Origin of the sequence: Alterirhizorhabdus solaris (genome assembly GCF_007785815.1) — a bacterium.
Classification (GTDB): domain Bacteria; phylum Pseudomonadota; class Alphaproteobacteria; order Sphingomonadales; family Sphingomonadaceae; genus Alterirhizorhabdus; species Alterirhizorhabdus solaris.
The window spans coordinates 19324-34091 of sequence record NZ_VNIM01000024.1; the positions used below are offsets into that span (position 1 = coordinate 19324).

The 14768-nt window shown below is 70.8% G+C and carries 8 protein-coding genes and 1 tRNA gene; 3 read left to right on the forward strand and 6 right to left on the reverse strand.

The window, feature by feature from the left end:
• Positions 1 to 13: 13 nt before the first annotated feature.
• From FOY91_RS07990 to FOY91_RS08015, 6 genes are all read right to left on the reverse strand, one after another.
• A complete protein-coding gene (locus FOY91_RS07990) occupies positions 14 to 2815 on the reverse strand; it encodes a bifunctional transaldolase/phosoglucose isomerase (RefSeq protein WP_145149874.1) in 2802 nt (933 codons plus the stop codon).
• Complete coding sequence (gene tkt, locus FOY91_RS07995; protein WP_145149876.1) at positions 2815 to 4902, reverse strand: transketolase; 2088 nt, start codon at positions 4900 to 4902, stop codon at positions 2815 to 2817. The genes FOY91_RS07990 and tkt overlap by 1 nt, the downstream gene beginning before the upstream one ends.
• A 29-nt stretch (positions 4903 to 4931) precedes the next feature.
• The gene (gene rpiA / locus FOY91_RS08000) at positions 4932 to 5681 is read right to left on the reverse strand and encodes a ribose-5-phosphate isomerase RpiA (protein WP_145149877.1); all 750 of its coding nucleotides are present in this window, start codon (positions 5679 to 5681) and stop codon (positions 4932 to 4934) included.
• Positions 5682 to 5821: 140 nt separating this feature from the next.
• A tRNA-Ser gene (locus FOY91_RS08005) sits at positions 5822 to 5911 on the reverse strand.
• A gap of 395 nt (positions 5912 to 6306) precedes the next feature.
• Positions 6307 to 8388 (reverse strand): TonB-dependent receptor, encoded by a 2082-nt coding sequence (locus FOY91_RS08010; RefSeq protein ID WP_145149879.1) that lies wholly within the window; start codon positions 8386 to 8388, stop codon positions 6307 to 6309.
• Positions 8389 to 8509: 121 nt separating this feature from the next.
• The gene (locus FOY91_RS08015) at positions 8510 to 9493 is read right to left on the reverse strand and encodes a LacI family DNA-binding transcriptional regulator (protein WP_238995301.1); all 984 of its coding nucleotides are present in this window, start codon (positions 9491 to 9493) and stop codon (positions 8510 to 8512) included.
• 104 nt (positions 9494 to 9597) lie between these two features.
• On the opposite strand from FOY91_RS08015, the gene ptsP reads away from it, so the two are divergent.
• From ptsP to FOY91_RS08030, 3 genes are read left to right on the forward strand one after another with little or no spacing between them, the layout of a single operon-like run.
• Complete coding sequence (gene ptsP, locus FOY91_RS08020) at positions 9598 to 12114, forward strand: phosphoenolpyruvate--protein phosphotransferase (protein ID WP_145149883.1); 2517 nt, start codon at positions 9598 to 9600, stop codon at positions 12112 to 12114.
• On the forward strand, positions 12111 to 13055 hold the full coding sequence (gene pfkB, locus FOY91_RS08025; RefSeq protein WP_145149886.1) for a 1-phosphofructokinase: 945 nt from the start codon (positions 12111 to 12113) through the stop codon (positions 13053 to 13055). Before ptsP ends, pfkB begins: the two co-directional genes overlap by 4 nt.
• A complete protein-coding gene (locus FOY91_RS08030) occupies positions 13052 to 14755 on the forward strand; it encodes a fructose-specific PTS transporter subunit EIIC (RefSeq protein ID WP_145149888.1) in 1704 nt (567 codons plus the stop codon). Before pfkB ends, FOY91_RS08030 begins: the two co-directional genes overlap by 4 nt.
• The last annotated feature ends 13 nt before the right edge of the window (positions 14756 to 14768 follow it).

Below are 14768 nucleotides of genomic sequence, written 5' to 3' on the forward strand. Positions count from 1 at the left end.
GATAACTCCGGTTTCAGGCGTTGAGGGCGGCGGTGACGAGCGTCTCGAGACGCGCGAGATCGCCATGCTTCAGATGGATGCGCAGCACCCGCTGGCCACGCGCGGCAAGCACGTCGAGATCGCCGCGCGCCTGCGCCAGCTGCACCGTGCCGAAGCTGGCACGGTGATGCGGGATCGCCAGATCAGGATCGGGATCGCGCGTCACCTCGATGAACATGCCGGTCGCCGGGCCACCCTTGTAGGCCTGCCCGGTCGAGTGGAGGAAGCGCGGACCGAAGCCCGCGACGGTCGCCACTGCTCTGGCATCGCGGATCGCGGTGCGGATGCGCGCGATCGCCGCCTCGTGCGCCGCGTCGCGCTCGACATAGGCGAGGATGCCGAGATAATCCCCGGCGCCCAGCCCCGCGAGCCGCGCGGACAGGATCGCCACCGGGTCGGTCGGCGCCAGCGAGGCGTCCCCGGCGGCGAAGATGGCGATCTCGGCATCCTCGTAGAGCGGTGTCTCGGGTTCGAGCGCGCCCGATTTCTCATAGGCGTCGACCAGCTTGCGGGTCGCGATCTTGGCATCCTCCACATCGGGCTGGTTGAACGGATCGATCCCGATCACCGCCCCGGCGACCGCGGTGGCGATCTCCCAGCGGAAGAATTCCTGCCCGATCAACTCGCGCGAGGCGACGCTGATCGAGACGAGCGGATGGCCGGCCGCCGCCAGCGCCTTCAGCTTCGTCTCCAGCCCGTCGTCCTCGTCACCCGCAAGATGCAGATGGACGAAAACCCGGTCGGTGCCGTAGCTTTCCGGCGTGCCGACCGGCTCCAGATCGACGGGCACAATGCCCTTGCCCTGCTTGCCGGTGGATTCGGCGATCAACTGCTCCAGCCATGCACCGAAGGGTGCCAGCCCGGCGGACGGCACGATCGTCAGCTTGTCGCGCCCGATCGCCGCCGCCTCGCCGAGGATGGCGCCCAGCCGCACGCCGGGATTGGCCGCAGGCGGCGCATCGGGGCCGCAGGCGAACACCATCGGCGCCGTCGCCGTGTAGAAGGCCGCCACGTCTATTCCCATCGCCGCCGCCGGCACCATGCCGAACGCCGACAGCACCGAATAGCGCCCGCCGATCGCCGGATCACCGGCGAAGACCGCCGCGAACCCGTCCCTGGCCGCCGTCTTCTCCAGATGCGATCCGGGATCGGTCACGGCGACGAAATGCGCCCCCTGCCCGCCCGCCTTCTCGAAGAAGAAGGCGCGCAGCAGTTCCGGCTCCATCGTCGATCCGGATTTGGACGAGACGATGAACAGGGTCCCCGCCGGGTCGATCGCCGCCAGCACCGTCGCGATCTGCCCCGGATCGGTGGTGTCGAGCACATGCAGCTTCGGCGAGCCCGCCGCCGAACCGAGGATCAGCGACAGCACCTCCGGCCCAAGGCTCGATCCGCCCATGCCGAGCAGCACCGCATCCTTGTAGCTCCTGGCTTTTTCGCCAAACGTGGCAAGTGCCGCCTGATCGACCTGTTCGCCCTTCGCGGCGGCCAGCCAGCCGAGCCATTTCGCCTCGTCCCCGCCGGTCCACAGGCCCGCGTCACCGGCCCATAGCCGCCGCGACCAGGCGTCCGCCCGCGCCGTTTCCAGACGCGCCTCGACCGCCTTGTCGAGCGATGCGGGCAGCTGCGCGGTCATGCCGTTCAGCCGATCGCCGAGGAATGCGTTGCGCTTTCCCGCCACCGCGCCGAGCAGCTGATCGGCGGCGTCCGCGAACTGAGTGACGCCGGACCCGACGAGATCGGCCGTCACCTGCCCGAGATCCAGACCCAGCCGCCGCGCCTCGGCCAGCACGTGCCGCGCGCCCTCGATGTCGCCGGTCAGCGTCTCCGCGACGGTGCCGTGGTCGCGGAAGGCGTCCATCGTCTTGGGCGGCATCGTGTTGACCGTATCGCGGCCGATCAGCGTGTCGATGTAGAGCGTATCCGGGTAGGCCGGATCCTTGGTGCCGGTCGACGCCCACAGCAGCCGCTGCGGCATCGCACCCTTCGCCGCAAGCGCCTGCCAGCGATCGCCGGCGATCAGCTCCTGATAATGGACGTAGGCCAGTTTGGCGTTGGCGATCGCCACCTTGCCTCGGATCGCCTTCAACGCGTCCGCCTCGGGGTCGCCGGCCTCCATCCGCGTATCGATCGCCTTGTCGATCTGCGCATCGATGCGGCTGACGAAGAAGCTGGCGACGCTGGCGATCCGATCGATCGGCGCCCCCTCCTTCACGCGCTTTTCCAGCCCGGCGATGAACGCCTCGGCCACCGCCTGATACGCATCCTGCGAGAACAGCAGCGTGACGTTGATGTTGATCCCGTTCGCGATCAGCCGGCGGATCGCAGGCGTGCCGGCATCGGTGCCGGGCACCTTGACCATCAGGTTCGGCCGGTCGACCGCCGCCCACAGCCGCCGCGCTTCGGCGATCGTGGCGTCCGTATCGTTGGCGAGATAGGGCGAGACCTCGAGGCTGACATAGCCATCGCGGCCGTCGAGCCGGTCGTACACCGGCCGCAGGTCGTCCGCCGCGCCCTGGATATCGGCGATCGCCTGCGCCTCGTAAGTATCGGTCACGCTCGCGTCGGCCTTGCCGAGGAAGGCGTTGAACCCCTCGTCATAGGCTTCGCCCGATCCCATGGCCTTCTCGAAGATCGACGGGTTGGAAGTGACGCCGGTCAGCCCGTCCTCGGCGACCAGCTTCTTCAGCCCGTCTGCCTTCAAAAATTTGCGATCGACGAAATCGAGCCAGACCGCCTGGCCCGCCTCGTGAAGCTGTTGCAGCCTGCTGGTCATCACTTTGCCTTCTCGATCAGGCCGCGCGCGACCTCGATGATGTTGTCGGTGGTGAAGCCGAACTTTTCCTGAAGCTTGGCGAGCGGCGCGGAGGCGCCGAAGGTGGACATGGTGATCGTCGCGCCGTCATGGCCGACATAGCGATCCCAGCCGAGCGACCCGGCCTGCTCCACGGCCAGCCGCGCCTTCACCGCCGGCGGGAACACGCTGTCGCGGTAGGCGGCATCCTGCTTCTCGAACAGATACCAGCTCGGCATCGACACCACGCGCGAACGCACGCCCTGCGCGGCCAGCTTCTCGTGGGCCGCCACCACCAGCGACACCTCGCTGCCGGTGCCGATCAGGATGACCTCGGGATCGCCATCGGCCGCATCGGCGAGGATGTAGGCGCCCTTCGCCAGCCCCGCCGCCGGGGCATAGGTGCCGCGATCGATCGTCGGCAGCGCCTGACGCGAGAGGATGAGCGCGGTCGGCTCGCTGGTATGGGTCAGCGCCACCTTCCACGCCTCGGCGGTTTCGTTGGCGTCGCCGGGGCGGATCGTGTCGAGGCCGGGAATGGCGCGCAACGTCGCCAGATGCTCGATCGGCTGGTGCGTCGGGCCATCCTCGCCCACCCCGATCGAATCGTGGGTGAACACGAAGACGACCGGCACCTCCATGATCGCGGCGAGGCGGATCGGCGCGCGCATGTAGTCCGCGAACACGAGGAACGTGCCGGTGTACGACCGCAGATAGGTGAGCGCCATGCCGTTGGCGATCGACCCCATCGCATGTTCGCGCACGCCGAAGTGCATATTGCGGCCGCTGTAATCCCCCGGCTCGAACGATCCCGCGCCGTCGAACGTCAGGTTCGTCTTGGTCGAGGGCGAGAGATCGGCGGCGCCGCCCATCAGCATCGGCACGTGCGGCGCGATCGCGTTCAGCACCTTGCCGCCCGCCTCGCGCGAGGCGATGCCCTTGGCGTCGGCAGGGAATACCGGCACGTCGGCATCCCAGCCCTCCGCCATCTTGCCCTGCCGCAGCAGGTCGAACTCGGCCGCTTCGGTCGGGAAGTCCGCGGCGTAGCGCTTGAACATGGCCTCCCACTGCTCGCGCAGCGGCTGGCCGCGCCCGGACAGCGCCGCCGTGAACCCTTCCTTCACCCCGTCGGGGACGAGGAACTGCGCGTCCTCGGGCCAGCCGTAGGCCTTCTTGGTCGCCGCGACATTCTCCGCACCCAGCGCCTCGCCATGCGCCTTCTCGCTGCCGGCGCGCGGGGAACCGTAGCCGATCACCGATCGCACGACGATGAAGGTCGGCCGGTCGGCCGTCGCCTTGAACGCGTCCAGCGCCGCCGCGACGGCACGCGTATCGTTGGCATCGTCGACATGAATGACGTTCCAGCCGTACGCCTCGAACCGCTTGCCCACATCCTCGGTAAAGGCGAGATCGGTCGATCCCTCGATCGAGATCGAGTTGCTGTCGTAGATCCAGCACAGGTTGGACAGGGCAAGGTGCCCGGCGATCGAGGCCGCCTCGCCCGAGACGCCCTCCATCATGTCGCCATCGCCGCACAGCACGTAGACATCGTGGTCGAACAGCGGGAAGCCGTCGCGGTTGAAGCGGGCGGCCAGCGCCCGTTCGGCGATCGCCATGCCGACCGAGTTGCCGCACCCCTGCCCCAGCGGGCCGGTCGTCGTCTCCACTCCGGTCGTCATGCGATATTCGGGATGGCCCGGCGTCTTGGAACCGAGCTGCCGGAACTGCCTGATGTCGTCGAGGCTGACGGCGGGCTCGCCGGTCTTGCGGCCGTCGGCATCGATTTCCTCCACGCCGGCAAGATGCAGCAGCGCGTAGAGCAGCATCGAGGCATGGCCGACCGACAGCACGAAGCGATCGCGGTTCGGCCAGTCCGGCGTCGTCGGGTCGTAGCGCAGATAATCGTGCCACAGGGTATGGCCCACCGGCGCCAGCGCCATCGGTGTGCCGGGGTGGCCGGAATTGGCCTTTTGCACCGCATCCATCGCCAGCGTGCGGATCGTGTCGATCGCAAGGCGCCCGGCCGACCCATCCTCGTGGAGGGTCGGCGCCGTCGATTGGCCATTCATCGCGAAACTCCGATATGATCGTTCGACGGTCATAACGACCGCGCCGGGCGTTGGATGCGAGCGGCGGGCGGCTCGCCGCTTTCCCGATCGCGATCGACCGTAACGACGCCGTCGGCCGTGCCGAGGTAGAGCGTGTCGATCTCGACCAGGAACAGCCCATGCCCGAGGATGCCGGGAACGGTCGAAAGGGCAGTCGCCAACGCGGCGGGATCGGCGATCGCGCCGAACGCCGCGTCGATGATGATGTTGCCCTGATCGCTCCGTACCGCAGTGCCGGCTGGATCGCACCGCACCGTAGCGTCCCCGCCGAGCCGTGCTATTTCACGGACGACGAACGCCTGCGCCATCGGCAGCACCTCCACCGGCACCGGCTTCCGCCCCAGTTGCCCGACCCGTTTGGTCTCGTCCGCGATCGCGATCATCCGGTCGGCGGCGGCGGCGACGATCTTCTCGCGCAACATCGCGCCGCCGGCGCCCTTGATCGCCCGCAACCCCGCGTCGATCTCGTCGACGCCGTCGATGCACAGGTCGATCCGGTCGATCGGCGCCAGATCGACGATCGCGATGCCCGCCGCCCGCGCGGCGGCCGCCGTTGCGAGGGAGGTCGCGACCCCCGTCACCCGCAGCCCCTCGCCCACCCGGCGGCCGAGCGCGGCGATGGCATAGGCGGCGGTACTACCCGTGCCGATGCCGACGATCATGCCGTCGGCGACCTGACCGACGGCGGCTTCGGCGGCCAGGCGCTTCTGTTCGGCCCGGTCGGGCAAGGGTTTGTGCATTCGTCCGCCATGGTGCTGGATCAGATCAGGTCCGGCGCAAACGCGCGGCACGCGGCCGTGGCGTCAATTAAACTTCGTTCATGATCGCGGGGGCGTTGCTTCCGGCATGGCGGCTCGCCGCGCGCATTCCGGCGCGGCGCTGGCGGAAGCGGTGGGATTCGAACCCACGAACGGGTTGCCCCGTCGCTGGTTTTCAAGACCAGTGCCTTCAACCACTCGGCCACGCTTCCCTGTCCGCCGCCCGAAGCCAGGCTTCGGCGGCAGGATCGTGTGGTGGGTCCATCGGGACTCGAACCCGAGGCCTACAGATTACATCCCGCTACGCGTTTCCGCGCCGCCCCCGCACAGGGAGGCGTTTGTCGGTCTGGACCATCCCTTCACCGCCGCCCGTGGCGCTGCGGTGGGTGCCGTCTGGCCTCTACACCTTCCGACCCGGGGGCCGGCTTGGCTCGGGATTGCCACGGCCATCGCTGACCAGAGGGTTCCCCGACTTTGACACCTGTTTCCGCGGCCGGTTTCCCGGCCGGGCTCCCATCGAAAGTCCGTTGCTCTACCAACTGAGCTATGGACCCATCACACCGGCGCGGATTAGCCCCGCGCCGCGCCGGTGGCAACCCGCGCCCGCCTAGAAACTCGCGCGCGCGGTCACGCGGATGTCGCGCCCGGCCAGCGGCGCGAAATCCTTGAGGAAGCTGGCGTGGCGGCGGGCGTTCACGTCGAAGATATTGTTCGCCGACAGCGCGAAGCTGAGCGGCCGCTCCGTGCCCCACGGCCGGATGTCGAGCGAGGCGTTGACGAGGGTGAAGCTGCCCGTCTCCGTCTCGAACGCGGAGACGCGCTCCTGCTTCGCGCTATATTCCACCTCCACGCGCCCGCCCAGCTTCTCGGCATTGGCGGCAAGCCCGCCGAGCAGCCGCAGCGGCGGGATGCGCGGCGCCGGGCCGACGCCGAGAATGCGCGCGTGGACATAGTCGCCCAGCGCGTCCGCCGTCACCGTCGTGCCGCCGATCCGCGCCAGATCAAGCGATCCCTGCGCCTCCACGCCATAATAGCGCGCGTCGGCCTGGCGGCCCTGGTACACCGGCAGGCCATCCTCGATCTCGCCGGTGCGGTCCTCGTAGATGAAGTTCGAGAAGCGGTTGTAATAGGCCGACGCCTCGAACGTGTAGCCGGCGCCCTTGCCGCGCAGCACGGTTTCCACGCCCACCGACCGCTCCTTGGCGAAATCGGGGTTGCCGATCTCGTACGCCTCGGTGCCGGCGTGCGGGCCGTTGGCGTACAGTTCCTCAGCCGAAGGCGCGCGCTCGGTGCGGGACAGGTTCACGCCCAGCCGCCAGCCGTCGAACAGCCCGTAGGAGGCGCCGCCCGACACCGAATACGCATCGAACCGGCGCTTCCCGTCGAAGAACTGCCCCTGCCCCGCCAGCGGCTTCGCCTCGATCGCGCTATGTTCGTAGCGGCCGCCCGCCTCCAGCTTGAACCGCCCGAAATCGAGCTGCTGGAGCGTGAAGAAGCCGACCTGCTGGCTCTGGTTGCGCGGCAGGAACGCCTCGTCGCCCACCACGTCGAAGTCGCGTGCGGTATATTGCACGCCGCTGGCGCCCTTCCACGCGCCGCGATCGGCCTGCACCAGCTCCAGCCGCCCCTCCATCCCCTTGTTGTAGAAGGCGGTGCCGACCGATCCGTCCTCCTCCAGCTCGAAATGGCGGTAGGTGGCATAGCCGAAGCGGGCGCGGATCGTCTGGAACAGGCCGCCGCCGGTATTCACCTCGGCGCGGGCATCGACGCGATTCTGCTTCAGGTCGAGCCGGGGCGCCTCCTGCTCCTCGCCCGGCGCGGTGGCGAAGCGGATGGGGACGCCGTAGAGGCTGTCGTAATGGCTGTAGGCGAGGCCGAAGCTGCCGCCATCGGTAATCACCGCCGCGCCGACGCCGGCGGTCCACGTCTCGCTCGCCGAATTGGGCAGGCGGTCCTTCAGCGCGGCGTTGGCGGCGAAGTCGATGTCGCCGGTGGAGGCACCCGCCGCCGCCGAGGCCAGCGCATCCGCCCGCGCCTGTCGCGAGAGCACGGGGCCGCCGATCCGCAGGTCGTCCGTCTTCAGGTAGCTGCCGTCGGCATGGACCACGATCGTGCGAGACACTGGCACGTCCACCGCGCCGCCGATCGAACGCTCGTCCGCCGCCGAGCCGTAGCTGGCGATGGCATCGACATGGATCGGCTCGTCCGGCACCGCGCGGGGGATGCGCTTGTCCAGCACGTTGACGACACCGCCGATCGCGGCCGACCCGTAGAGCAGCGCCGCCGGGCCGCGCAGCACCTCCACCCGCTCGGCGAGCAGGGGGTTGATCGCCACGGCATGATCGACCGAGGTGTTCGACACGTCGATCGAGCCGATGCCGTCGGTCAGCACGCGCACCCGCTCCCCTTGCAGACCGCGCAGCACGGGGCGCGAGGCGTTGGGGCCGAACGAGGTGGCCGATACGCCGGGGGTGCGCGCCAGCGTCTCGCCGATCGTCGGGCGCAGCGCGCGGGTCAGGTCCGCGCCCTGCAACACCGCGACGCCGGAGAGCACGTCTGCCCGGTCGCGCTGGTAGGGGGCGGTCACGACGATCTCGGCGGGGGCAGCGGCATGGAACGCGGTGGCGGCGTCGCCGGCCGTGGCGGGGGCGATCACGGCGTCGGCGGACATCAGGAGCAGAGGCAACATGGGGACATCCCTGAATATGTTATATCGCCGCATCCGCAACGACCCGATGCGATCGGCGGCACCGCGATAGCCACGCCCGGCGGGAGAGACAATATATCATTTCAGATCGGGAGGTGGAATCTCATTCACGCCGCGCGGTGGAGCCGCGCACGATCAGCCGGCCGCCCAGCATCACCGTCCGCCGGGATGCGTCTGGCTGGTGGAGCCGGTCGAGCAACATCGCCATCGCTTCGCCGCCGATCTGCTCCACCGGCTGCTCGATCAGCGTGACGCCGCCGCAGACGACCTCGGTCCACGGCTCGTTGTCGAAGCCGGCGATCGCCGGCCCGGCCTGCCCCGCCCCCGCCGCGTTCAGGGCGCGGATCACCGAGAGCAGCATCACGCCGTTGCTGGCGATCAGCGCGTCGGGCGGATCGGCGCGGGCCAGAAGCGCTGCCACCACCGCCTCCGTCTCGCCCGGGCCATGCGGCACGGCGCGCGCATCCGCCGCCAGCCCCAGCCGCGCGGTCGCGGCGAGGTAGCCTGCGCGGCGCTCGTGCCCGGTCATGCTCGTCGCGCCGAACAGCCCGGCGATGCGGGTGTAGCCCTGCGCATGGAGGTGATCGACCAGCATCGTGCTGGCGGCGCGGTTGTCCAGCAGCACCGCGTCATGGTCGCCGCCGGGCGGGCTGCGGTCGATCAGCACCACCGGCACCGCCAGATCGGCGGCGCGCACCGCCGGCGTCTCGCGCGTGGGGGCCAGGATCACGCCGGTCACGCGCTCCTCCTCCATCAGCCGCAGGTACAGCGTCTCGCGCGCCGGGTCCTCGTCGGTGTTGCACAGGATCACGCGCAGGCCGCGCGCATAGGCCGCCTCCTCCACCGCGCGGGCGATGGCGGTGAAGAACGGGTTGCGGATATCGGCCACGATCAGCCCGATCGTGCCGGTATCGCGTGATCGCAGCCGCCTTGCGGCCAGGTTGGGGCGGTAGCCGGTCTCCCTGACCGCCGCCTCCACCGCCGCACGCATTGCCGGGTCCACCGCCCGCCCGGCCAGCGTGCGCGAGACGGTGGCAGGCGATACACCCGCCGCCTTCGCCACGTCCCTGATGCCGATCGTGCCCAAGAAACCGTTTCCCGTTCTGCTTGCCGGCAATGTTAACACCATGACAGCCCGCTTGACAAATCGCCGTGAAAACGTTTTCTTACGGTCAAATAAGGAGAGGTGAGATGTCGACCGTTGCGCCCGTGCGGCTGCTGCCCGAGGAACTGGTGCGTCTCGCCGCCTCCCCCGCCGACAAGGCCGCCGCGATCCGCGAGGCGGGTCAGCTGCTCGTCGCCGCGGGCTGCGTCGAGGCGGGCTATGTCGAGAGCATGGCGCGGCGCGAGGCGGTGGCGAACACCTTCCTCGGCGGTGGCGTCGCGATCCCGCATGGCCTCGGCGAGGACAAGGGGCTGGTGCGGCGCGACGGCATCGCCGTGTTGCAGGTGCCGGGCGGGGTGGAATGGAACCCGGGGCAGGTCGCCCGCCTCGTCGTGGGCATCGCCGCGCGATCGGACGCGCACATCGCCATCCTGCGCCGCCTCACCCGGCTGATCCAGGACGAGGCGCGGCTGGCGGCGTTGATCGCCACCGGCGACCCGGCCGAGATCGTGGCGGCGCTGAGCGAGGACGGCGCGCCCCCCGCGCCCGCCACCGCCGCGACCGACCTCGCCGAAACCCTTGAATGGACGATCGACTATCCCGCCGGCCTCCACGCCCGCCCCGCCTCCGCATGGGCGGAGGCCGCGCGCGCCGCCGGCCTGCCGATCCGCATCCGCCACGGCGACGAGGCGGCGGATGCGCGGGCGCTGGTGTCGCTGCTGCAACTGGGGCTGAAGGCGGGCGATACCGTCACCATCTCGGCTTCGGGGAACGATGCGACGGCGGCGCTGCGGCGTTTCCTCGGCGTCGTCACCGGGCTTTCCGCGCAGGAGAAAGCCGATGCCGCCCGCGCCGCAGAGCGCGCCGCGCAGCGCCCCGTGCGCGGGTGGCAGCCGGCCGGTGCGCTCACCGCGATCGAGGGCGTCGCCGCAAGTCCCGGCCTCGCGATCGGGCGGGTGCATCTGCTGGTGCAGGCGGATGCCGCGATTCCGGACAGCCCCGTCCCGCTCGGCGACGGCGCGGCGCTGCTGGAGGATGCCCTCGCCCGCACCCGCCTCCAGATGAAGGCGCTGGTCGATGACACCGCGCGGCGGCTGGGCGCGGGCGACGCGGCGATCTTCAAGGCGCAGGCCGGGCTGCTCGACGATACCGATCTCATCACGCTGGCCTGCCAGTTGATGGTGGCCGGCCACGGCGTGGCGTGGAGCTGGAACGCGGCGATCGAGCGGATGGCCGGACAGCTTTCCGCGCTGGGCAACCCGGTGCTGGCGGCGCGCGCGGCGGACCTGCACGATGTCGGCCGGCGGGTGCTGGCGCAGATCGATCCGGCGCTGGCCGGACGGTCGCTGGGTGACATCGCCGAGGGGCCGGCGATCGTCGTCGCCGCCGACCTGTCGCCGTCCGATACCGCCAGCCTCGACGTGTCGAAGGTGGCGGGCCTCGCCACCGCGCTCGGCGGGCCGACCTCGCACACCGCGATCCTTGCCCGCACGCTGGGCCTGCCCGCCGTGGTGGCGGGCGGCGCCGGGTTGCTCGACGTCGCGGACGGGGCCACCGTGATCGTCGATGGCGATGCCGGCCGGCTGTGGCTCGATCCATCGGACGCCGATCTCGCCGCCGCGCGCGACTGGATCGATGCGCTGGCGGCCAAACGCGCGACCGAGGAGGCCGAGCGTGGCCGACCGGCCACGCTGCGCGACGGGCACGAGATCGCCATCGCTGCCAACGTCAACCGCCCCGATCAGGTGCCGCTGGCGCTGCAACAGGGCGGCGAGGGCGTGGGGCTGATGCGGACCGAGTTCCTGTTCCTCGAACGCGGCGACACCCCCACCGAGGACGAACAGTACGAAACCTATCGCGGCATGATCGACGCGCTGGAGGGCCGCCCGCTGATCGTGCGCGCGCTGGATATCGGCGGGGACAAGCAGGTGGCGCACCTGAAGCTGCCGCACGAGGAGAACCCGTTCCTCGGCGTGCGCGGCGCGCGGCTGCTGCTGCGCCGGCCCGACCTGCTCGATCCGCAACTGCGCGCGCTGTACCGCGCGGCGAAGGTCGGCGGCGATCTCTCGATCATGTTCCCGATGATTACCTCGGTGCACGAGGTGACGGCGCTGAAGGCGCGGTGCGAGGCGATCCGGGCCGAACTCGACGCCCCCACGGTGCCGGTGGGCATCATGATCGAGGTTCCGGCGGCCGCGATCAATGCCGACCTGCTGGCGGCGCACGTCGATTTCTTCTCGATCGGCACCAACGACCTCACCCAATATGCGCTGGCGATAGACCGCCAGAACCCCGATCTGGCCGGCGACGCGGACAGCCTGCACCCCGCCGTCCTCCGCCTGATCCGCATGACGGTGGCGGGCGCGAAGCTGCACGGCCGCTGGGTGGGGGTGTGCGGCGGCATCGCCGGCGATCCGTTCGGCGCGGCGCTGCTCACCGGGCTGGGGGTGGGCGAACTCTCGATGACGCCGCGCGACATCCCGGCGGTGAAGGCACGGCTGCGGGGCACGGACATGGCCACGCTTCAGGCGCTGGTCGAACGCGCGCTGGCGGCCGAAAGCGCCGCCGAGGTGCGCGCGCTGGATACGGGAGCCGGTGCATGACCGTCGTCACGCTCACGCTCAACCCCGCGATCGACCAGACGGTGATGCTGGACCGGCTACTGCGCGGCGAGGTGCACCGCGCGCAATCCGTGCGGCGCGACGCGGGCGGCAAGGGCATCAACGTCGCCTCCTGCCTCGCCGACTGGGGCGTGCCCGTCACGGCCTGCGGCATCCTCGGCGCGGACAATCCCGCCGCGTTCGATGCGCTGTTCGCCGCCAAGCCGATCACCGACCGACTGGTGCGCGTGGCCGGCGAGACGCGGACCAACATCAAGCTGGTCGATGCCGGCGAGACGACCGACATCAACCTGCCCGGCCCGGTCGTGCCCCCGGCGGCGCTGGCCGAGGTGGAACGCACGCTGGCCGAGGCCGCCACGCCCGGCACGCTGGTGATCGCGGCGGGCAGCCTGCCGCCGGGCTGCGCGCCCGATCACTACGCCACGCTGGCCGCCACGCTTTCGGCGCGCGGTGCGCGGCTGCTGCTCGATGCCAGCGGCGTGGCGCTCACCGCCGCGCTGGAAGGGCCGGCGGCGCCCTATGCGATCAAGCCCAACCGGCGCGAGCTGGCCGACTGGCGTGGCCGCCCGCTCGACCGCATCGCCGACGTGGCGGCCGAGGCACGGGCGCTCCACGCGCGCGGTATCGCGCTGGTGGTCGTCTCGATGGGGGCGGAGGGCGCGCTGTTCCTGTCGGCCGAGGGTGCGCTGGTGGCGCGGCTGCCGGCGGGGGCGCTGGCCAGCACGGTGGGCGCAGGCGATGCGATGGTGGCGGGGATCGCCGCCGCGCTCAAGGAAGGTGCAGGGCTGGAGCGGATCGCCCGGCTCGGCACCGCCTTCGCCGTCGCCAAGCTGGGCCGCCCCGGCCCCAACCTGCCCGAACGCGGCACGGTGAACGCGCTGGCGCACGATGTGACGATAACCGATGCGGGAGAGCAGGCATGAGCACCATCCGGGTCAGCATCGATGCCGGTACGAGCCGCGTCGCGGGCGTGCTGGCGGGCGAGGCGCTGCGCGATGCCGCCGCCGCACGCAGCGAGGCGATCGAGGTGGAGGTGCGGACCGCCGACGGCATCCTCGCCCCGGCGGACGGCACGGCGCCGGCGGCGGGCGATCGCCTGCTGCTGGTGGGTGCCACCGATACCGCCGACGCCCGCTTCGCCGGGCTGCCGCGCCACCATGCCTCGATCGAACAGGTGCTGGCCGATCCGCAGGGCGTGCTCGCGGCCGTGCCCGGCGGCGCCGAGGCGCCCGCGCCTGTGGGCAAACGGCGGATCGTGGCGATTACCTCCTGCCCCACCGGCATCGCCCACACCTTCATGGCGGCCGAGGGGCTGACCGCCGCCGCCGCCGCGCTGGGCGACGAGATCCGCGTGGAAACGCAAGGCTCGGTCGGCGCGCAGGATGCGCTGACGGCCGCCGAGATCGCGGCGGCCGACATCGTCATCATCGCCGCCGACCGCGAGGTGGATCGCGCCCGCTTCGCCGGCAAGCGCGTGTTCGCCAGCAACACCAAGCCGGCGATCACCGGCGGGCAGGCGTTGATCGGGCGCGCCTTCGCCGAGGCGACGATGCAGGGCGGCAGCACCGACGCGGCAGCCGGCGCCGATGCCCCCGCCGGCCGCACCGGGCCGTACAAGCACCTGATGACCGGCGTGTCGTTCATGCTGCCGTTCGTGGTGGCGGGCGGGCTGCTGATCGCGCTCGCCTTCGCGCTGGGCGGCATCTACGCCGGCGACGACGCGCAGAAGGGCACCTTCGCCCACGCGCTGTTCGAGATCGGGGCCAAGGGCGGCTTCGCGCTGATCGTGCCCGCGCTTGCCGGCTACATCGCCTTTTCCATCGCCGACCGGCCCGGCATCGCACCGGGCATGATCGGCGGGATGCTGGCCGCCAGCCTGGGCGCGGGCTTCATCGGCGGCATCGCGGCCGGGTTCGTCGCGGGGTACGGCACCGATTTCCTGTCGCGTACCATCCGCCTGCCCAAAACGCTGGAGGGGCTGAAGCCGGTGCTGATCCTGCCGGTGCTGGGCACGCTGCTGACCGGGCTGGTGATGATCTACGTGGTCGGCACGCCGGTGGCGGCGCTCCTCGAATGGCTGACCGCGTGGCTGCGCAGCCTCACCGGATCGAACGCGCTGTTCCTCGGCCTGCTGCTGGGGGCGATGATGGCGTTCGACATGGGCGGGCCGGTCAACAAGGCGGCCTATGCCTTTTCGGTCGGGCTGATCGCCAGCCAGGTCTATACCCCGATGGCCGCCACGATGGTGGGCGGGATGACGCCGCCGCTGGCACTGGCACTGGCGACGAAGCTGTTCGCCAACCGCTTCACCCCCGACGAGCGAGAGGCGGGCAACGCCGCCGCCGTGCTGGGCCTCGCCTTCGTGAGCGAAGGCGCGATCCCCTTCGCCGCGCGCGATCCGTTACGGGTGATCCCGGCGCTGATGGCGGGATCGGGGCTGGCGGGCGCGATCTCGATGATGGTGGGGGCCGAGCTGAAGGTGCCGCACGGCGGCGCGTTCGTGCTGCCGATCCCGGGCGCCGTCACCCACCTGCTCGGCTACGTCGTGGCGCTGGTGGCGGGCACGATCGTGAGCGCGCTGCTGCTGGCGCTGGTGAAGAAGCCGCTGCCGGCGACGGCCTGACCGGGGCGATGGC